20 protein-coding genes, 2 tRNA genes and 1 pseudogene are annotated in these 17,082 nt (G+C 61.1%); 7 read left to right on the forward strand and 16 right to left on the reverse strand.

Annotated elements, in window-relative coordinates; genetic code table 11:
• Positions 1-136: 136 nt before the first annotated feature.
• Both NX84_RS01770 and NX84_RS01775 read left to right on the forward strand, forming a co-directional pair.
• Positions 137-1,858 (forward strand): SulP family inorganic anion transporter, encoded by a 1,722-nt coding sequence (locus NX84_RS01770; protein WP_039673117.1) that lies wholly within the window; start codon positions 137-139, stop codon positions 1,856-1,858.
• A 119-nt stretch (positions 1,859-1,977) separates the two neighbouring features.
• Positions 1,978-2,065 (forward strand) — tRNA-Ser (locus NX84_RS01775).
• 424 nt (positions 2,066-2,489) lie between these two features.
• Here NX84_RS01775 and NX84_RS12450 read toward each other — a convergent pair.
• From NX84_RS12450 to NX84_RS01795, 4 genes are all read right to left on the reverse strand, one after another.
• Positions 2,490-2,696: a type II toxin-antitoxin system RelE family toxin gene (locus tag NX84_RS12450; protein WP_231913718.1), complete on the reverse strand. Its 207-nt coding sequence runs from the start codon at positions 2,694-2,696 to the stop codon at positions 2,490-2,492.
• 9 nt (positions 2,697-2,705) lie between these two features.
• The gene (locus NX84_RS01785; protein ID WP_370664347.1) at positions 2,706-2,960 is read right to left on the reverse strand and encodes a type II toxin-antitoxin system Phd/YefM family antitoxin; all 255 of its coding nucleotides are present in this window, start codon (positions 2,958-2,960) and stop codon (positions 2,706-2,708) included.
• Positions 2,961-3,021: 61 nt separating this feature from the next.
• The gene (locus NX84_RS01790) at positions 3,022-3,765 is read right to left on the reverse strand and encodes an NAD-dependent deacylase (protein ID WP_039673122.1); all 744 of its coding nucleotides are present in this window, start codon (positions 3,763-3,765) and stop codon (positions 3,022-3,024) included.
• A gap of 4 nt (positions 3,766-3,769) precedes the next feature.
• Positions 3,770-4,501, reverse strand: a complete 732-nt coding sequence (locus NX84_RS01795; RefSeq protein ID WP_039673125.1) for a DUF1648 domain-containing protein — start codon at positions 4,499-4,501, stop codon at positions 3,770-3,772.
• A 94-nt stretch (positions 4,502-4,595) separates the two neighbouring features.
• Between NX84_RS01795 and NX84_RS12455 the strand changes: the two genes are divergently transcribed.
• Complete coding sequence (locus NX84_RS12455) at positions 4,596-4,895, forward strand: hypothetical protein (protein WP_082013882.1); 300 nt, start codon at positions 4,596-4,598, stop codon at positions 4,893-4,895.
• An 837-nt stretch (positions 4,896-5,732) separates the two neighbouring features.
• On the opposite strand, the gene NX84_RS01800 is transcribed toward NX84_RS12455, so the two are convergent.
• Genes NX84_RS01800 through NX84_RS01815 form a run of 4 tightly spaced genes read right to left on the reverse strand, consistent with a single transcriptional unit; the run spans position 5,733 to position 8,836 of the window.
• A complete protein-coding gene (locus NX84_RS01800; protein WP_231913717.1) occupies positions 5,733-6,812 on the reverse strand; it encodes a ThiF family adenylyltransferase in 1,080 nt (359 codons plus the stop codon).
• Positions 6,809-7,228 carry a molybdenum cofactor biosynthesis protein MoaE gene (locus NX84_RS01805; protein ID WP_039673126.1) on the reverse strand — a complete coding sequence of 140 codons (420 nt, stop codon included), beginning with the start codon at positions 7,226-7,228 and terminating at the stop codon, positions 6,809-6,811. The genes NX84_RS01800 and NX84_RS01805 overlap by 4 nt, the downstream gene beginning before the upstream one ends.
• Positions 7,218-7,688, reverse strand: coding sequence for a MogA/MoaB family molybdenum cofactor biosynthesis protein (locus tag NX84_RS01810; protein WP_039673129.1), 471 nt, complete (start codon positions 7,686-7,688; stop codon positions 7,218-7,220). Before NX84_RS01810 ends, NX84_RS01805 begins: the two co-directional genes overlap by 11 nt.
• Positions 7,685-8,836, reverse strand: a complete 1,152-nt coding sequence (locus NX84_RS01815; protein ID WP_039673131.1) for a molybdopterin molybdotransferase MoeA — start codon at positions 8,834-8,836, stop codon at positions 7,685-7,687. The genes NX84_RS01810 and NX84_RS01815 overlap by 4 nt, the downstream gene beginning before the upstream one ends.
• A gap of 40 nt (positions 8,837-8,876) precedes the next feature.
• Between NX84_RS01815 and NX84_RS01820 the strand changes: the two genes are divergently transcribed.
• A complete protein-coding gene (locus NX84_RS01820) occupies positions 8,877-9,131 on the forward strand; it encodes a MoaD/ThiS family protein (RefSeq protein WP_039673307.1) in 255 nt (84 codons plus the stop codon).
• Here NX84_RS01820 and NX84_RS01825 read toward each other — a convergent pair.
• Genes NX84_RS01825 through NX84_RS01840 form a run of 4 tightly spaced genes read right to left on the reverse strand, consistent with a single transcriptional unit; the run spans position 9,128 to position 13,686 of the window.
• Positions 9,128-9,499 (reverse strand): phage holin family protein, encoded by a 372-nt coding sequence (locus tag NX84_RS01825; RefSeq protein WP_039673133.1) that lies wholly within the window; start codon positions 9,497-9,499, stop codon positions 9,128-9,130. The genes NX84_RS01820 and NX84_RS01825 overlap by 4 nt on opposite strands.
• Before the next feature lie 21 nt (positions 9,500-9,520).
• The gene (hisC, locus tag NX84_RS01830) at positions 9,521-10,579 is read right to left on the reverse strand and encodes a histidinol-phosphate transaminase (RefSeq protein WP_039673135.1); all 1,059 of its coding nucleotides are present in this window, start codon (positions 10,577-10,579) and stop codon (positions 9,521-9,523) included.
• Positions 10,580-10,589: 10 nt separating this feature from the next.
• Complete coding sequence (locus NX84_RS01835; RefSeq protein WP_039673136.1) at positions 10,590-12,263, reverse strand: alpha-keto acid decarboxylase family protein; 1,674 nt, start codon at positions 12,261-12,263, stop codon at positions 10,590-10,592.
• Positions 12,264-12,288: 25 nt separating this feature from the next.
• Positions 12,289-13,686: an amino acid permease gene (locus tag NX84_RS01840; protein WP_231913716.1), complete on the reverse strand. Its 1,398-nt coding sequence runs from the start codon at positions 13,684-13,686 to the stop codon at positions 12,289-12,291.
• Positions 13,687-13,799: 113 nt separating this feature from the next.
• On the opposite strand from NX84_RS01840, the gene NX84_RS01845 reads away from it, so the two are divergent.
• The 3 genes from NX84_RS01845 to NX84_RS01855 all read left to right on the forward strand — a co-directional run bounded on the left by NX84_RS01845 (position 13,800) and on the right by NX84_RS01855 (position 15,573).
• Entirely contained in the window at positions 13,800-14,954 is a 1,155-nt protein-coding gene (locus NX84_RS01845) for a PucR family transcriptional regulator (protein ID WP_039673138.1), read from the forward strand.
• 45 nt (positions 14,955-14,999) lie between these two features.
• Positions 15,000-15,088 (forward strand) — tRNA-Ser (locus NX84_RS01850).
• Positions 15,089-15,225: 137 nt separating this feature from the next.
• Positions 15,226-15,573 carry a hypothetical protein gene (locus NX84_RS01855; RefSeq protein ID WP_039673140.1) on the forward strand — a complete coding sequence of 116 codons (348 nt, stop codon included), beginning with the start codon at positions 15,226-15,228 and terminating at the stop codon, positions 15,571-15,573.
• A gap of 63 nt (positions 15,574-15,636) precedes the next feature.
• On the opposite strand, the gene NX84_RS01860 is transcribed toward NX84_RS01855, so the two are convergent.
• The 4 genes and pseudogenes from NX84_RS01860 to NX84_RS01870 all read right to left on the reverse strand — a co-directional run bounded on the left by NX84_RS01860 (position 15,637) and on the right by NX84_RS01870 (position 17,016).
• Positions 15,637-15,999, reverse strand: a complete 363-nt coding sequence (locus NX84_RS01860) for a DoxX family protein (RefSeq protein WP_039673142.1) — start codon at positions 15,997-15,999, stop codon at positions 15,637-15,639.
• Positions 15,996-16,424, reverse strand: a complete 429-nt coding sequence (locus NX84_RS01865; protein WP_231913715.1) for a TetR/AcrR family transcriptional regulator — start codon at positions 16,422-16,424, stop codon at positions 15,996-15,998. The genes NX84_RS01860 and NX84_RS01865 overlap by 4 nt, the downstream gene beginning before the upstream one ends.
• A 33-nt stretch (positions 16,425-16,457) precedes the next feature.
• A pseudogene (locus NX84_RS13100) lies at positions 16,458-16,547 on the reverse strand (hypothetical protein); the annotation flags it as partial.
• Between the two features lie 79 nt (positions 16,548-16,626).
• Positions 16,627-17,016, reverse strand: a complete 390-nt coding sequence (locus NX84_RS01870; RefSeq protein WP_039673144.1) for an NUDIX hydrolase — start codon at positions 17,014-17,016, stop codon at positions 16,627-16,629.
• Positions 17,017-17,082 lie beyond the last annotated feature (66 nt).

Raw genomic sequence — 17,082 nt, forward strand, 5'->3', positions numbered from 1 at the left:
TAGTGCCGAAGGGTTGGGGTGTGGTGGGAATTCGTCAACATGAGGCATCGGCCAGAATCGGGAATCCGGCCGTCGAAGGAAGGCGCCTTGTGTATCCTTTGGATGTCGTTGAGCCTCTAAGGAGCAAGAAAGTAGCATGACCCACCCCTCCACCGTCTCTAAGGTGGGCATCCGATCCCGTGCCCTGCGATTCGCACCGCGCCGCTCGGACTGGTCCCGCGCGACTATCGGGCGCGACCTTTCGGCCGGCCTCATGGTGGCCCTAGTCGCACTCCCCCTGGCGCTCGGCTTCGGCGTTGCTTCTGGTGTCGGCGCGGCAGCTGGAATTACGACGGCCATCGTCGCGGGCATCCTGTCCGCAGTCTTCGGCGGTAGCAACGTCCAGGTAAGCGGCCCGACCGGCGCAATGACCGTGGTGCTCATCCCCATCGTGGCCGACCATGGTGCCGATGGGGTGCTCGTCGTTGGCGTGCTGGCGGGGCTCATGCTGCTCTTGCTGGCATTCACCGGCGCTGGCCGCGCGATGAAATACATGCCGTTGCCTGTCGTCGAAGGTTTCACAGCCGGTATTGCGGTGATCATCGCCCTCCAACAGCTACCTGCAGCACTCGGTGTTGACGTAGATGGCGAGAAAGTCCTCGGGTTGGCGTGGGACGCAATCAAAGCTTGGCTAGATGCTCCGGTATGGCAGGCGCCCGTTATGACCCTCGCGGTGGCGGCCGGAATCGTGGTTGCTGCCCGCATTCGTAGTGGCTTTCCCGCGGCGCTGGTGTTGGTAGCTGCTGCGACGGCCATCAACATGCTGGCAGACAGCGGTCTGAAGACTATCGGCTACATCCCGTCGACGTTGCCTGCCCCGCGCTGGCCGCAGATCCCGTGGGAGCACCTGGATTCCTTGCTGTTGGCAGCGGTCGCCGTCGCAGCGCTTGGTGCATTGGAATCGTTGCTGTCAGCGACGGTTGCCGACGCAATGACTGTCGGCGACCGGCACGATCCTGACCGCGAGCTCTTTGGACAGGGCGTGGCCAACGTCGTCGCGCCCCTGTTCGGCGGGATCCCCGCAACAGCCGCGATCGCCCGAACTGCTGTCAACGTGCGGGCAGGCGCAGGCACACGCCTGGCAGCGGTGTTCCATTCGCTGCTCCTGCTCGTCGCCGTACTCGTTGCGGCCCGGTGGGTGGGCGAGATCCCTCTCGCCGCGCTCGCCGGTGTGCTGATCGCCACTGCGATCCAGATGATCCACCCGCGGAACATCCGCTCGGTGATACGCGCCACCAAGGGTGACGGGGCTACCTTGCTCATCACGGCTGCCGCCACCGTCGTGTTCGACCTTGTCGTCGCCGTGCTCATCGGTCTTGTTATAGCGGGCTTCTTCGCGCTGCGCGATACCGCCCGCACGGCGGTGTTAGAGGCCGCTCCACTGGAGACAGGAGACCACCGCGACAAGGAACGCGAACTCCTCGACGAGCACATCGCCGCCTTCCGCTTGGAAGGCCCACTCTTCTTTGGCGCAGCGCACGATTTCCTCCTCGATCTCGCTGATGCTTCGTCGGTCAAGGTTGTCGTGCTCCGCATGCGCTACGTCACGACGATTGACGCCACTGGTGCCCAAATGCTCGCCGACACCATCGGGCACCTCGAACGCCGCGGTACCACTGTCTTACTCGCAGCCACGAAGCCCGAGCATGTTCCGGTGTTGCGCGAACTCGGCGTATTTGATCAGCTTGCGCACGAGAATCACGTCTTCGACGACACTCTCGACGCCATCGCCCACGCCCGACTGCATGTCTCACGCATTCAGCATGAAGAGTCTGATGGCGCACCCGCGGCGTCGCAAAGTAATCAGCACGACGAGTAGCGCTGACGAACATGCGGTTGTGAGGCCATTATCGGTGACGTGTTGAGCCGAATTCTTCTCCGGCGGCGGAGTCTAGTACTCTGAACGTGTTGCGCGCGGTGCATGCTGACGCGTGACGAGGAGGCGTGGCAGAGCGGCCGAATGCACTGGTCTTGAAAACCAGCGTGGGGAAACTCACCGCGGGTTCAAATCCCGCCGCCTCCGCCAACTATTTTTGGGGGTCATTTGTAGCGGCTTTGCTCCTGTCCCATGCGGCTGTAACGAAGCTCAGAACGCATCCAGCTAGTAGGAACCCGCTGATCTGTAGGTGCGTGGCCCCGTTTCCGCCGCCGCCAGGCAGGGCGAGAAAAATCGAAAATGCAATCGCGACAAGGCAGTGGATGACCAACCGGCTATGCGCTCCAAGGTGGCATTGCGGCCAAGCTTTCTCGATAGCCCAGCTCACTGCTGTGAGAATGACATAAAAGGTGATTCCCGCTAAGGCTCCTGGGACAAGGTAGAGCATGGATTCATCTCCTCCGAAGGGGTGGGGTGACTGGCCGGTTTTGTTTATCTGAGAGGAATTTTGCCTATTTCCGGTAAACATCTCGTCGGTGAGCAACGCGCAGGACGAAGACTACGAGCTTTCCGTCTAAGTTTCGTAAACCACGCGATAGTGCCCGATTCGAATTCTATACAGATTGGTCGAGGCTTTTAGCTTCTTTACTCCATCCGGACGAGGGGTAACAGCTAAGTCTTCGATTGCAGCAAGAAGTCGCCTTTGTGTCGGTCTATCGAGCTTGCGTAATTCCTTGGCTGCGGATGCCTTATAGGTGATGCGATAAGTGGAGTTAGCCATAGAAGGCGATTAGGTGAGGCCCAGTTCTTTTTTAAGGTCTTCGTGTGAAATCTCTACGGACTCTCCTAGGGCAAGCTCAGCGGCCTGAACGTCCTCACGATCTTCCAGTGCTTCAACTGCGCGGGCGAAAAATGAAGGAGAGACGACAAAAGCGCGAATCCGGCTTCCACGACTAGTGATGGCGACGGGCGTGTGCTGTGCCTCGTCAAGAAATTGGCTTTGGGATTGGCGGAATTGGCTGGATGCCACTGACATCGTTTTCATACTGAAAATGTACATCTTGTACATTTCGGTGGGCAAGGGCCGCGGGAAAGAGGGTTCCTGTTTATCCGATCCGCCCCGCTAGGATACGAGGAAGCGCCTCCGCTGCGGTGGCGGTGACCACCACGTCGGCAAGCGACGAGAGGTCCGTGGGCTGCGGGGTGACTTCCACGATGGGGATGCCGCGCGCGTGGGCAATCTGCGGCAGGCCGGCGGCGGGGTAGACCACGCCGGAGGTACCCACGATGAGCAGCGCGTCCGCGGTGGACATGCGGTGCTCGGCCTCGGCCCATTCGCCGTCGGGCAGGGCCTCGCCGAACCACACGACGCCCGGGCGCACGAGCCCGCCGCACACGGGGCACTCGGGTGGCGTGATGCTCTCGACCGGTTCGTTCGGCAGCGCAATGTCCTCGTCATATGGCGTATCGCAGTCAGTGCAGCGGAAGGCGAACAGGGAGCCGTGCAGGTGGACCACGTCCTGGCTTCCGGCGCGCTCGTGCAGGTTATCGATATTTTGCGTGGTCACCGTCATGCCGCATGCGGCGGCAATTGCGCGGTGCCCGGCGTTGGGCTCGGCCCGCTGCGCCAGCTGAGCGCGCCACAGGTACCAGGCGAACATGGGCTTTGGTTCATTACGCCATGCGCTTATCGACGCCATCGCAACCGGATCCACGTTCTCCCAAATACCCGTCTGCGCATCGCGGTACGTGGCGATGCCGCTATCCGCGCTCATACCCGCGCCGGTGAACACCTCAACGTGGGTGGCATCAGAAAGGATCGAGTGTGCGCGCTCAAACAGGTGCTCCATATGCCTAGAGTACGGCGATGAGCACGCAGAACGCTATGGAAGCGAAAAGGGCAATGCCTATGCGCCACAGGTAGCGCCGTCCCGGTTCGTGGGCAGTGTTGATCTGCAGCTTCGAAGGGTTCGTGGAAAAGACCGCCATGCACATCGGGTCTTTAGGTTCTTTGTAGACTCCCATGCCACCGGCAAAGCGGAGTGCTGTGTTCCGGACTTGTTCATCCTGGTCGGTGGGTATGGCTTTCACGTCCTTCGCGGATCGCAGTGTTAATCGGACGCCCTGAATCATGATGAACAGGGTGAAGCCTACCCACGCGGCCACGAGGAGAAAGCCCGAGAAGGGGATGTCCGGTACCACCGTGCAGACCGCGGTGAGGCACACGCAGGTCGTCATGGTGAGGACTGTCTGGGCGATGAACGTGGCGGTCTTTTCGGTGAGAAGCTCCGCGCGCTGTGCCGTGGCCTGCGAGAACGGAAGTGACTCACTGGCCGGAACCCGTGTTGTCTTTCGCGCCAGCGAGACCGGTGGCACGCACAACGGCAGCGCGATGGCGAACACAACGCCGATCCACACCAGGGCCGTTGCGTTGAAGAAAGACTTGGGTTCGAAGCGGTCCGGGTTGCCCGAGCCATCGAAGTGGACGGGGATGGGATCGGGGACCGAATCCCAGCGCAGCAGCATGTACACCAGCGTGAGAGCACACATCATAGCGGTGGCGACGTAATACTGGCGGTTTCTCATGGCCGCGAGTCTACAAAAGGGGGTGTCTGGTTGGGGGCGTTGTAGGAGTCGATCCCGTGCATGGTTCGAGGTCCATTCCTATAGCATGGGCTTCATGGAAGAAAAACGACTGTCCTCATTATTTTTTGGCAATGTTGTTCTTGAGTCCCAGGCGTCAGGAACATTCCCAAAAATCTACGCTGATGATATGCACTCGTATTGGATGCGTCCGAGTAATGATGGCATGCTCTCTGTACCGCTAGATGATCTACGCGGAAACATCAGCTCCGATAGGGCTGAGAAACTCTCCAACAAAATATTTGAATCTGTGTCCGCAGAATTGAACGCTAATTATCCAGGAGGAAAAAGCCAAGCAGTAAAAGAACTGACTGCCTGGCTTTTACAGGACTCCTAAACATCGAAGGGGAGATGTACTTCCTTAGAAACGTCATACCCTGTATGTTCCCCTGCTTGAATTTTTCCGTCTATACGGTAGTCATGACCTGATTTAGAGGATCCGCAATCTACTTCCCCTTGAACAAATCCATAGCCGCCCTCAGTGAGATTCTTCTCCATTTCATCTACATTTTGGTAGAAAAATCCGGCATGCTCTTCTTGAAGACGAATCTTAGCGCTTAATGGCAGAAAACCACTTCCAACGCATTTGACATGCAAACCATAAGTAAGCTTGTTACCGGCTTCGACTCGCGGACCTGCAAACGTACCTGTGCAAGTTCCTGCCCCGATTGCACCATAAGCTGTGTGTGCGGGAACTCATATCCTCGTCACCGAATGTAAAGGTAAAACTATCGTTGGTGGTTCCTTCGTCCATAGGAGAAGAATCGGCTAGAGCGGGCGGGGAAAAAATAAGTGCTATAGAAAGCACGGTTGTTGGGACAGTGCAAGAGAGAACCTTACGCATATTTCCTCCTTGCTTATTGAACTCACTCTGGCTGTATCGCAGATACGATAGTTGCGATCGTCTAAAGCCAAACACCTTCCCCAAGGTGTTGATCACGCCATAACCGTTCTTAGTTTCTCTTACTCAGCCGCCGAGTGAGGCGTTGTAGGGGGCTGTGCCTTTCGGGCACTTTGCAGATGGCATCTGTCAAAAGGCATCTTTGGGTTTAAAAACGTCATCTGCGCGGGGTAAAAGGCGTTTTTAGCTCTGAAAACGCCTTCTGATAGATGCCTTCTATCAGATGCCATGTGGGTAGAGGAAAGGGAGCAAGGGTTCGGGCTATGGTTTGGTCTATGTGTCGTCGTGTTCGGCCTCTAGGTTATCGAGAGAGATGGTCTCCAGATCGCCTCGGCGGGCGGCCGCGGCCTCGGACTCAAGCTCAGAGATGTGTTCTTGCCAGGCGGTGATGCCGCCGCGCAGCGAGTAGACGTTGCTGAAGCCGCGGGCGCGCAGGGCCTCGACTGCTTGGGCGGAGCGCAGGCCGCTGGCGCAGTAGAGCACGGCGAGGTCGTCAGGGGCTAGGGGCGGGTTGTGGCCGGCGAGGATGTCATCGAGCGGGAGGTGCTGCGAGCGCGGGATGAGGGAAGTGGCGCGTTCGGGGGAAGTGCGGACGTCGATAAGCGTGGCGTCCTCTGGGATCTCGCGAATATCCGTGGGGTTGTCGGGGCGCGCCGGGGTAGCGCCGCCTGCGCGCACGGGGATGTATTCCCAGGTCCCGGCGAGGGAATCGTAGTAGCCCAGCGTGCCGATGAGCGGGGTGCCGATACCCGTGAGGAGCTTAAGCGCCTCCACCGCCAAGGCGGAGCCGGCCACACCGACGACCGGGCCCATCACGCCGGCCTGCGAGCAGGAAGGCACCTGCGGGTCGGTGGGGAAGAGGTCCTCGTAGACCGGGCCGTGGCCGGAGTGGAAGACGGTGAGCTGCGCGTCGTATCCCAGAAGCGAAGCCCACACGTGCGGAATGCCCAGCTCATGGGCGGCCCAGGAGGCTAGGTGGCGGGAGTAGAAATTATCGGTGCCATCGATGATGAGGTCAGCGCCGCGCAGTTGCTCCAAGGCGGTATCGGGTGTGAGGCGTGAGAACTGCTCGACGGTGCACTCCGGGTTGAGGGCATTCAAGGCCGCAGCGGCGGATTCGGTTTTGGGCTGGCCTACGGTCGCCGTGCTGTGGATGACCTGGCGGTGCAGGTTGGAGAGGGAAACGGTGTCGTCATCGAAAAGCAGGATGCGCCCCACGCCCGCGCCTGCCAGGTAGAGCAGGGCAGGCGAGCCCAGGCCGCCGGCGCCGATGACGGCGACTGTGGAAGAGTGAAGCCGTTGCTGTGTGGAGGTGCCCCAGAGGGTTTCCTGGCGTGCGTAGCGTGAACTCATTCCAGGCCTACCCAGGTGGTGGTGTCATCGGTGTGCAGCTGTTCCTTCCAGATGGGGACTTCCGCCTTGACGCGGTCGGCGCAGGTAGAGGCTGCCTCGAAGGCGTCCTTGCGGTGCGCGGAGGCGGCGGCAACGATGAAGGCGGATTCGCCAATTTCTAGTGGGCCAGTACGGTGTGCGCACCAGAGGCGCACGGCGGGGAAGGCAGCAGCGACGTCAGCGGCCACGCGCTCGATTTCCTGCTGGGCTGAGGGATGCGCGGTGTAGGTCAGGAGTTTCACACCCCGGCCGGAGTCGTGGTTGCGCACGATGCCGTCGAATAAAACGACAGCACCCGTTTCTGCGGTAGCGATGTCCGGGGCGGAGATGGGCTCAGCGCTGATGTGGGCGCCGAGTAAGCCGAAGTTAGTGCTCATTGATGCCTTCCAGCTGGTTGATGATGTGGTTAAGCACCGGTTCGAGGACCGCGCAGCCGTCTTTGGCAGCGCCCGTGGAGCCGGGCAGGGCCATGGCGAAAGTGGTGTTGGAGACGCCAGCAACGGTACGCGAGAGCGCTGCAGTGGGAATGGCGGCGGAGTGCGCGTAGAAGGCGTGGGCCAGGCCGGGGAGCTCGCGCTCGAGGTGTGGGGCGAGTGCTTCGACGGTGTGGTCATCGGGGCTGATGCCCGTGCCGCCGGAGGTGAGGATGACGGAGGGGGCATCGGCGAAGGCGGTGGCCAAGGCGGAGTCGATGTCGGCGTCCGCGACAACGAGGGGCTGCGGGGTATCGAAGCCCTGTTCACGCAGGAAGTTCACCAAGATGGGTCCGGAGCGGTCCTCGTACTCGCCGGCGGCGGCGCGGGTCGAGGCAACGATAACGAGTGCGCGTCGGGTCATGAGAGCGGGAACACCTCCACGAGGTCGCCGGCTGAAAGCTGCGTGTTAGCCGGGATACGGATGAGGGCGTTAGCACCGATGGCCTGGGACATCAGGTGGGAGCTGGTGCCGCCGAGGAAGGAGGCTGTTGCTGTGCCATCGGAAATACTGATAGTTCCGCGGCGGAACTGCTCGCGGTTGTTGAGTCCGTCTGCGGGTTCCACCAGGTGTGCGCTGAAAGGAGCCGGGGCATGACCAAGGACGGGCGCCAAGTAGAGGCGGAAGCTCACCAGCGTGGAGATAGGGTTGCCGGGGAAGCAGACCACGGGGACGTCGCCAAGGCGGGACAGGCCCTGTGGGCCGCCGGGCTGCTGCGCCACGTGGCCGAACCAGCCATCCTCTTCAAAGATTTGGCGGATGACCTCGAACTTTCCGTGGGAGATGCCGCCGGAAGTAACGATGACATCGGGGCGGTGGGTGATGACTGCTTCGGCGAGGTCCGCACGCAGGGCAGAAGGATCGTCATTCGTTCGCACGAAGCCAGCCACCTCGATGCCATACTGCGCAGCCAAGGCCGCGAGCATCGGTGCATTGGAATCGGGGATGGTGGCCTCGCCGTCGCCACCGATTTCCGCGCCGCCGGTGCAGATGAGGATGCGGGCGGGCGCGAAGGTGAGGACTTCGGTCAGGCCCTGGGAGGCGAGGGTGGCGATGGAGGGGGCGTCGAGAAGCGCGTGCTCTGTGACGAGAGTGGTTCCGGCCTGGACGTCGGAGCCCGCGCGGCGGATGAACTGCTCGGGGGCTGCCGGCACCGTGACGGTAGCGCCTTCCTCCGGGAAGCGCGGGGGCTCGCAGTGCTCGACGGGGACGATGGTCGCGGTGCCCTCAGGGACTTTCGCTCCGGTCATGATGGGAAGGGCGGTGCCTTGCTCGAGCGAGCCCGGGGGATCACCCGCCGCGATAGTGCGGCCGACGGTGAAGGTGCCGCCGTCACATGTGGGAAGCGCATAGCCATCCATCTGCGAATTATCGAAAGGCGGAAGGTCCTGCTCCGCATGGTACGTCGCGGCGGCGCGGCGGCCGAAGGCGCTGGTTAGGGGAGTGGAGACCGCGCGAGGCTGCGGAAGGGCCGCGCGAACGGCGGCGAGGTGTTCCTCATAGGTGCGCATCAGATTCCTTCCTGTCACGGAGGCTGGCATAGTGGCAACCATGGTTGACATACACTACTTTGCCGCAGCCCGCGCCGCCGCAGGGCGCGCGCAGGACACAGCGCAGGCAGCGACGCTGGGGGAGTTACTGGACGTGTTGCGTGCTCGGCATACCGGCAGCACCGAGGCCGGAATGAGCTTTGCGGAGGTGCTGGAGCGCTGCACCTTCCTCGTGGATGGTGCGAGCGCTACCGAGGACGCTGTGCTTTCCGACGCCTCCCGCGTCGACGTCCTCCCACCCTTCGCTGGTGGTTAGTTTCGGCTGCGCAGGGGACTAGTAAAGAAGTTCACCACGCCGGAAACGATCGCGAGAACAATCGCGCCGATGATGGCAGCACCCCAGCCGTCGATGACGAGTGAGTCCATCAGCGCGCTGACGAGGAGCAGGACCGCGCCGTTAATGACGAGCGCGAACAGGCCCAGTGTCAGGCAGGTCAGCGGGGCGCCGAGGAAGCGGAGCACCGGGGTGACGACCTCATTGACGATGATGAAGACCGCCGCGATAAGCAGGAAATTCTGGGTGCTAGCGGGGACGATGTCGATTCCGGGGACAATCGCCACCACGGCCCAGAAGGCCACCGCGACGGCAATGACGTTGAGTGCAAAATTGATAAATGTCTTCACAACTGCACTCTAGCGCGAAAACTACTCCTCTGCAGCGAAGGCAGCGTCCCACGCCTTAAGCAGGACGTCGGTTTCCTCAGCTGTGGTCACGGTTACGCGCACGCCCTCGGGAAAGGCGCGGACGAGAACGTCATTGCCGGCAAGCTGTGCAGCAACGTCCTGCGGGGAGCCCAGCTTCGCAATGGTGTCTGCCGCGAACCAGATGTGGTTGGCCTGGGATTCCGGTACGCCAAAGTCCGCGAAGTGCTCCACCAGGCGGTCACGCTGCTTAACGGTCTCATCGGTGCGCTCGCGCAGCTCCTTCTGGGCGGCCAACGAAGCCACAGCACCTGCCTGCGCGATGGAGTTCACGGAGAACGGGATGGACACCTTGCTCAGCGCCTCGATGATCTCGGCGTTGCCGAAGGCATAGCCTAAGCGGACACCGGCCAGGCCATAGGCCTTGGAGAAGGTGCGCAGGCCAATGATGTTGTCGTGGGTGTGGACATAGTCGGTGGCCAGCGGGACGGCGTCGTTGCGGTTGTATTCGATGTAGGCCTCATCGAGCGACACGATGACGTCCTTCGGGACCTTGGCCAAGAAGGCGTCGAACTCTTCCTTGGTGATGATGGAGCCGGTGGGGTTATTCGGGTTGCACACGAAGACCAGGCGGGTCTTGTCCGTGATGGCCGCCGCCATGGCCTCTAAGTCGACGCGGTGATCTGCGGTGAGCGGGATCTTGACCGGGGTAGCGCCAACGACCTGCGCGAAGATGGGATAAGCCTCGAAGGAGCGCCAGGGGAAGACAATCTCATCACCGGGTACTGAGGTGATCTGCACCAGCTGTTGGCAAATCGCGGAGGAACCCGCACCGGTGGTGACCTGTTCCGGGGTGACGCCAAGGTTTTCTGCCAGCGCCTTGCGGATTTCCACCGCGCCCATATCCGGGTAGCGGTTAACGTGCGCGGCAGCTACCTCCATGGCCTTGAGCGCGCCGGGCAGCGGCTCCTGAGCCGCCTCGTTGGAGGAGAGCTTCAAGGCGTGCTCGGCGTTCTTTCCGGGAACGTAGGCGGGCAGGGAGGAAAGGTCTGGTCGAATCATGGTCTCCACCTTAGGCGTTGCGCGGGCCGCGGGGCCCGAAGTCGAAGTCAGCGGTCTGCGGCCCGAAGGCCTGAAGTCCCTTCGGCGCGTCGAAAGCATCAAGGCGCACCTCGAGGAAGGCGCCGCGCTCTGGGTGGGCGGCGATGTCTTCCAAGGCCTTGGCCAATTCGCCTTCAGTCGAGGCCACGTAGGACTCCATCGTGGTGTCCTTCATGAAGGCCTTCGGCAGGGCCGTGTAGTCCCACATCTGGATCTCGTTGTATTCGCGCTCCATGCCCAAGATGTAGCGCTCGATGGTGTAGCCATCGTTGTTCACCAACACGATGATGGGCTTGAGGTCCTGGCGCAGGATGGTGGACAGCTCCTGCGCGGTGAGCTGGAAGGAGCCATCACCGATGAAGAGGACGTGGCGGCGCTCCGGGTTGGCCAGCTGTGAGCCAAGCACGCAGGGCAGGGTAAAGCCGATGGAGCCCCAAATGGTGGAGTTGATGTACTGCACGCCCTCCGGCATGCGCTGCTGGCCCAGACCGATATTGGAGGTGCCGGCTTCGGCGATGACCACGTCATCTTCCTGGATGAAGCCGAGCATCTGCGGCCAGATGCGCTCCTGAGTCAGCGGGGCATCCGGGTTCGGCTCGAAGGGCTCGGGCTCGAAGGCCGTGCTTGGCGACGTCTCGGCTTCCGGGATGCGGTCCAAGAGGACGTCGAGAAGCTCCAGCGTATTGATGCCCACGAAGAACTCGCCGTCGGCGTTGACGTGCTGGTCACCGAAGTTGTAGACGCGGGCCTCAGCCAGGTTGTGGGTGAAGGAACCGGAGTTGACCTCGATGAAGCGCGGGTTCGTGGTGACCAGGAAGTCGGACTTTTCGATGCGCTCCTGCACACCCGGCGCCGATGCTGCGCCGTTATAGGTGCCGATGAACAGCGGGTGGCGCTCAGACAAGATGGCCTTGCCGGAGGAGAGCTGGGAGTAGGGCAGCTGGGCTTTGTCGATGATGGCGCGGAGTTTCTCCGTAAAACCGTGGCGGTTGGTGTCCTGATCGATGAGAATGATCGGGTCCTTGGCCTTCGCGAGGTGCTCCAACACGTAATCCGCAGCGGCGTTGAGGCGCTCCGGATCGGAGGTTGCCAACTCGGTGGAGAAAGACTCGTCGGGGACCTCGATGGTCAAGTGTGTGATATCGGAAGGAATCTGGATGTGCACCGGGCGCTTTTCGCGCAGGCAGGTGTGCAGGGCGCGGTCGAATTCCTCCACCACGTTCATCGGAGACACGCGTGTGGCCACCTCGGTGAAGGGTGCGAAGGAATCGAGCATGTTGGCAAAGTCGCCGTCGGCAAGCGAGTGGTGCAGGTTCCAGCGAAATTCAGTCGCATACTGTGGCGGCGCGCCTGCCAGTGACACCAGCGGGACGTGCTCGGCGCGGGCACCCGCAATGCCGTTGAGGGCGGAGAGCTCGCCCACACCGTACGTGGTGAGCAGGCAGCCCACGCCTTTCTGGCGGGCGTAGCCGTCGGCGGCATAGGCGGCATTGAGCTCGTTGCAGGCGCCGACGAAGCGGATGCCTTCGGAGGCCTCGATCTGCTCGAGGAAGCTTAGGTTGAAGTCACCGGGCACGCCGATGATTTCAGTAATGCCGATGGCCTTGAGGCGGTCCAGGATGAAATCACCAATGGTGGTCTGCATGGAGGAAAGTCCTTTTCTTCATTAGTTACTGAGTGCGGGCGTCGTGGCGCTTCTTGCCCAGCCAGATGAGGGCCAAGGTCACAATCCAACAGGGTAGGACAATGGCGCCGGTGCGGTAGTCGGGCAGCATGAACATCAAAGCGATGATGAGGGCGAAGAAGCCCAAGCACAGGTAGTTGGCAATGGGGTAGAGCGGTGCGCGGAAAGCAGCATCCGGGCAGCGCTTGCGGAAGTTCAGGTGCGCTACGGCAATGGCGGACCAGGAGATGAGCTCCGCGCCCACGATGATGGCGAGGAGAACCAGCAGGATCTTCCCCTCAAAGAGGAAGTTGAGCAACACCGCCGAACCCATGAGTAGGGAGTTGAAGAGCAAGGCGCGAACCGGCACGCCCTTGGCGCTGACGGAATCGAAGAAGGGAGGAGCTTGGCCGCCGCGGGAGAGATCCCGCAGCATACGCGCACCAGAGAAGGTCATGGTGTTGAACACGGACACAGCCGCGACCAACACGATGAGGTTAAGGCCAGTGGCGGCGGCCGTAATGCCCAGGGTGCTCAGCGCGCGCACGAAGGGCGAGGTAGAGGTATCGAGTTCGTTCCACGGGGCGAGCAGCACGATGATGCCGATGCCGCCGACGTAGAAGATGAGGATGCGCCAGATGACGTTGTTGATGGCCCTGGGCAGGCTCTTGGCGGGATCTTGCGCCTCGCCCGCGGCGGTGCCGATGGAGATGATGCCGCCGAAGGAGAAAATCACCGCGACGAGGGAGAAGAGCACACCGGCGATACCATTCGGAAAGAAGCCGCCGTGCTCAGTGATATTGCTCAAGCCCAGGGCCGGCTCCGGGGTGAGGCCAAAGACGATGGCCGCACCGACGATGATCATGAGGATGAGCGCGGCGACCTTGATGAGGGAGAGCCAGAACTCTGCCTCGGCGAAGGCGCCGACGTGCACCAAGTTGATGGCGGTGACGATGACGAGTGCGACGAGGGCGGTGAGCCAGTGCGGAATTCCGGGGAACCAGAAGTCCATGATGGTGCCCGCAGCGGTAAGCTCCACCATGCCGACAACGATGGTGGTAAACCACCAGTTCCAACCAGTGACAAAGCCGGCGATGGGCCCGATGTATTCGCGGGCGTAGGCGCTGAAAGAGCCGGCGACGGGGTGCTCCACGGCCATCTCGCCGAGCATGCGCATGATGAGGAAGATGATGAAGCCGCCGATGGCATAGGCGGCGATAACACCCGGGCCGGCCTCCTGGATGGAGGCGCCGGAGCCCAAGAAGAGGCCCGTGCCGATGCACGAGCCAAAAGCGATCATCTGCAAGTGGCGCGACTTCATGCCGCGCTGCAGGCCGTCGTCTGCACTGGCGTTGTCGCTGGCGACAACGTCCTGTGCCTTGACGGAATTGTTGGTTGTGGTCATGTAGACGCCCTTCATGAACGTATATCTGTGACGTGAGTCATTGAACTGTAGGAGATTATGGCGCACCACAGTTTTGTTTGTCATCAGACAATATTCGTAAGTATCTTTGACATATGTCAAAAGTGACACCCCCGCAGCTGACGAGCATCCAAGATATCGTCGACGAATGCGCCCAGATCCTGCAGCGCTCCGTTGAGGTGACTACCCCCGCCATCGCGGTGATTGCCGCTAGTGCGCAGATTGGTGCCATCGATAAGAACCGCGCCGCTTCCATCCTTAACCGCACCCCGCCCCGAGAGCCCATCCCGTGGATGCTGAGCTTCGGTATTCAAGAGGCGGTCCTGCCGGTACGCCTGCCCGCCAACCCGCGCTATGACATGCTGCCTCGCGTGGTCATCCCCCTGCGCCACGAGGATCGGCTCGTGGGTTATCTGTGGATCATCGATGAGCCCGCGCTGGGTGATGCTTCATTGGTCCGCGTCGGTTCCTTAACAGCGCCCCTGGCCAGGCTTATCGACGAACGCGATGCTCCCCTCGCCGCCCGCGCCCAGCAGCTCGGTGAGCTGGCCCGCGAGGTGCTCACCGGTGATCCAGTCGCGCTGGCGGGTGCGCGGGAGCGCGATCTCCTGCCCAACGATGGTGAGTTGACCGTGCATCGCGTGCTGGTTGAAGGCGATCAGCGTGCGGTAGCCGTGGAACTTGCCCGCCCACTGGCGCGCCGGCCTTTCTTGGTGGCGGATTCCCACGATTCCCTCGTGCTTGTCGAGTGCCGCCGCGACGACAAGGACACCGAGGCCCTCATGGAGGAGCTGAAGAGTGCCGCGCTTGTCACCGGCGCTGAGGTAGTGGCGCGTGGCTCGGCGCCGACGGGCCCGCAGGCGCGGCTCATGGCGGATGTGGCCAAGCTCTGTGGCCAGGATTCGTTGCGCTGGGAGGAGGCCGGCGCGTGGCGGCTGCTGCGTGGGTGGGAGCTGACCCCAGCAACGGTGGTGGAAATGAGCCCCGATGCCGCCGTGCTTCTCGACGACCCCCGCAACTCCTACTGGCACACCCTGCTGACCTATTTTGAGCATTCCCGCAACGTCTCTGCGACCGCCGCCGCGCTCTACATTCATCGCGCCACGCTGCACTACCGCCTAGACCGCGTCCGTGAGATTCTCGGGCCTGGCGTGTTGGATGATGGCTGGCGTTGCGCGGCTCTTTACGTGGCCCTCAAGCTGCATGCGGCCCTTCAGGGAAAGAATAGGGAAGCCCCATTTTGTCCCTAGGGGAAGCGCTCAGGTAGAGTGATGGACGATTCATTGCGAATCGCTGGAGACGTGCCAGAGCGGCCGAATGGGGCTCCCTGCTAAGGAGTTGACTTACTTGCGTAGGTCCGGAGGTTCAAATCCTCTCGTCTCCGCAAACTACAGAACCCGAGTCATCGTTTCACCGGTGGCTCGGGATTCTACGTTTTCAGTTCCTTCGTATGACGGCAGTCCGTGAGCCGAGAACTTAGAATGAAGGCACTGAGCTTAATCTGTGCTGGCTGGGAGCGTCATGGAGTTACTAAACGGGCCAATTTGGGATGTGGAAAGTAACACGAACATCGATCCCGATGAGAACTTTGTCCGAATTATGCTGCATGAAGAAAGCGTTGTAGCTGAATTTACTATTGCCGAGCTGTGTAGTTTCTTCGGAATTAACGGTTTCGATTGTCTGCAGCGACAATTCAAGGCCTGGCATGACTTGAACGCTTTCGCGTGGGATTCAAAAGGTGAAGTTCACTGTGAACAGATCCCTTTCTCCGAATATTTTGTTCTTTCCAAAATTCATGAGTGCTATTCCCCGCAGCCACTTCCCGAAGCAACGAACGGCATAGTGAGATGGGGGATGAAAAAGAAGTAAATATCGGGCGAATGTGCTTGATAGCGAAATGGGGCAGGGTGGTTCCGAAGAATTATAGGTCTCCTAATTCAGCACTAGCGTCAGGACCAATACACCGGTTGAGAGCGCGAGCATGCCTAAGCAGTTAATCCAGAATTCACTGCCGAGGAAGTGGGCGCGGACATGGGCTGCTGCGGCTGCGCAGAAATATGCGATGATGCCAACCATGGCTGCGATTCCTACGCCGGGGAACCAGAGGCCGGCGATGAGTCCTGTGGCTGCAAGGCACTTGATGACAATGAGTGCCCACCACCAGTCCTTGGGGAGTTTGACGCCGCTGAGGCAGGCTTCGATGAAGGGGACTGGTTTGAGGGAGAGGGCGGCGTCGCCAAGCAGAATGGCTGCCAGTAGCAGGGAGGGCCAAGCGGGGGAGGATTCTAGGATCATTGGTGTACTCCGAATGCGGTGTTGAGGCGTTCGATGGATGAGGCGGCTTGGGATGTGAGGTGCTCGGTGTCGTAGAGGCCGGCGGCCCAGCCAATGAGTAAGCCGAGGTAGACGTTGTACAGCAGGTTGGAGTACTCGGCCGCATCGTCGCTGTTGAGTCTGGAGCCAAGGCGAAGGGCGATTTCATCGGTCAGGAGCGCTTTGAGCGCGGTGAGCGCTTCGCCTTGGTTACCTTGTTGGATGAGCGCCGCGCCGAACGCGCGGGAGAGTTCATCGTGGCCGGTGAACATCTGCAGGAATGGTTTGAGGACGTCGAGGAGGCTATCGGATTGTCCCCGGATGTCATCGTGGAGTTCTGAAATGTGTTGGCCAATGGTGTGGATAAGCAGCGTTTGTTTGTCGCCGACTCCCATGACGGTTCCCACGCTGACGCCAGCTTCGGATGCGATGCTCCGGATGCTGGTGGTGGCGTAGCCCTGAGTGAGGAAGAGGTCGTAGGCGGTGGCTAGGACCTTGCTGTCGGTGCCAGCTTGGCGACCGAGCGCGATGAATGAACGTGTTCAGTGAACATGTTCAAAAGAGTAGCTGTTGATGTTTTCGGAGTCAATGGTGCCGAGAGGGCGGCGGCTAGGTTAGTGCAGGGAAGACGCGGTTACGCAACAGATGTGCAAGCGCGCGGTCGGGGGCTGCTGGGTCGACCCAGGCGGTGTCGCCGATTTCGGCGGCCGCATGGGGTTCGTCGGCGGTGACGGTGCGGATGTAGGTGAAGATGGTGCCGACGACGACCTCTCCCGGTTCGTTGGCGGCGGGAGCGTCGAAGGTGCCGAGTTTGTTGAGGTTCTCGGCGTCGAGGGTGAGGCCTACTTCTTCGGCGACTTCGCGCAGGGCGGCGTCGACAAGCGCCTCGCCCTTTTCGGGCTTGCCACCGGGCAGCTGGTACTTGGTGGAGGACTTCTTACGCACGGTGAGAACGTGGCCTTGCGGATTGCGGATGACGACGGCTGCGACTTCAATCATGGCCGCCGATTGTAGCGCTGGGGTGGATTGAGGTTTTCGGGTGCCGAGAATTTTGTTTATCAATAC

This window comes from Corynebacterium minutissimum (assembly GCF_000805675.1).
GTDB classification, from domain to species: domain Bacteria; phylum Actinomycetota; class Actinomycetes; order Mycobacteriales; family Mycobacteriaceae; genus Corynebacterium; species Corynebacterium minutissimum.

What these genes read in the sequence shown, in the direction of transcription:
- NX84_RS01770 (WP_039673117.1), top strand. Translation starts at nt 137, where the DNA reads ATGACCCACCCCTCCACCGTCTCTAAGGTGGGCATCCGATCCCGTGCC.
- NX84_RS12450 (WP_231913718.1), bottom strand. Translation starts at nt 2,696, where the DNA reads ATGGCTAACTCCACTTATCGCATCACCTATAAGGCATCCGCAGCCAAG.
- NX84_RS01785 (WP_370664347.1), bottom strand. Translation starts at nt 2,960, where the DNA reads ATGAAAACGATGTCAGTGGCATCCAGCCAATTCCGCCAATCCCAAAGC.
- NX84_RS01790 (WP_039673122.1), bottom strand. Translation starts at nt 3,765, where the DNA reads ATGGAGCACCTGTTTGAGCGCGCACACTCGATCCTTTCTGATGCCACC.
- NX84_RS01795 (WP_039673125.1), bottom strand. Translation starts at nt 4,501, where the DNA reads ATGAGAAACCGCCAGTATTACGTCGCCACCGCTATGATGTGTGCTCTC.
- NX84_RS12455 (WP_082013882.1), top strand. Translation starts at nt 4,596, where the DNA reads ATGGAAGAAAAACGACTGTCCTCATTATTTTTTGGCAATGTTGTTCTT.
- NX84_RS01800 (WP_231913717.1), bottom strand. Translation starts at nt 6,812, where the DNA reads ATGAGTTCACGCTACGCACGCCAGGAAACCCTCTGGGGCACCTCCACA.
- NX84_RS01805 (WP_039673126.1), bottom strand. Translation starts at nt 7,228, where the DNA reads ATGAGCACTAACTTCGGCTTACTCGGCGCCCACATCAGCGCTGAGCCC.
- NX84_RS01810 (WP_039673129.1), bottom strand. Translation starts at nt 7,688, where the DNA reads ATGACCCGACGCGCACTCGTTATCGTTGCCTCGACCCGCGCCGCCGCC.
- NX84_RS01815 (WP_039673131.1), bottom strand. Translation starts at nt 8,836, where the DNA reads ATGCGCACCTATGAGGAACACCTCGCCGCCGTTCGCGCGGCCCTTCCG.
- NX84_RS01820 (WP_039673307.1), top strand. Translation starts at nt 8,877, where the DNA reads ATGGTTGACATACACTACTTTGCCGCAGCCCGCGCCGCCGCAGGGCGC.
- hisC (WP_039673135.1), bottom strand. Translation starts at nt 10,579, where the DNA reads ATGATTCGACCAGACCTTTCCTCCCTGCCCGCCTACGTTCCCGGAAAG.
- NX84_RS01835 (WP_039673136.1), bottom strand. Translation starts at nt 12,263, where the DNA reads ATGCAGACCACCATTGGTGATTTCATCCTGGACCGCCTCAAGGCCATC.
- NX84_RS01840 (WP_231913716.1), bottom strand. Translation starts at nt 13,686, where the DNA reads ATGACCACAACCAACAATTCCGTCAAGGCACAGGACGTTGTCGCCAGC.
- NX84_RS01845 (WP_039673138.1), top strand. Translation starts at nt 13,800, where the DNA reads ATGTCAAAAGTGACACCCCCGCAGCTGACGAGCATCCAAGATATCGTC.
- NX84_RS01855 (WP_039673140.1), top strand. Translation starts at nt 15,226, where the DNA reads ATGGAGTTACTAAACGGGCCAATTTGGGATGTGGAAAGTAACACGAAC.
- NX84_RS01860 (WP_039673142.1), bottom strand. Translation starts at nt 15,999, where the DNA reads ATGATCCTAGAATCCTCCCCCGCTTGGCCCTCCCTGCTACTGGCAGCC.
- NX84_RS01870 (WP_039673144.1), bottom strand. Translation starts at nt 17,016, where the DNA reads ATGATTGAAGTCGCAGCCGTCGTCATCCGCAATCCGCAAGGCCACGTT.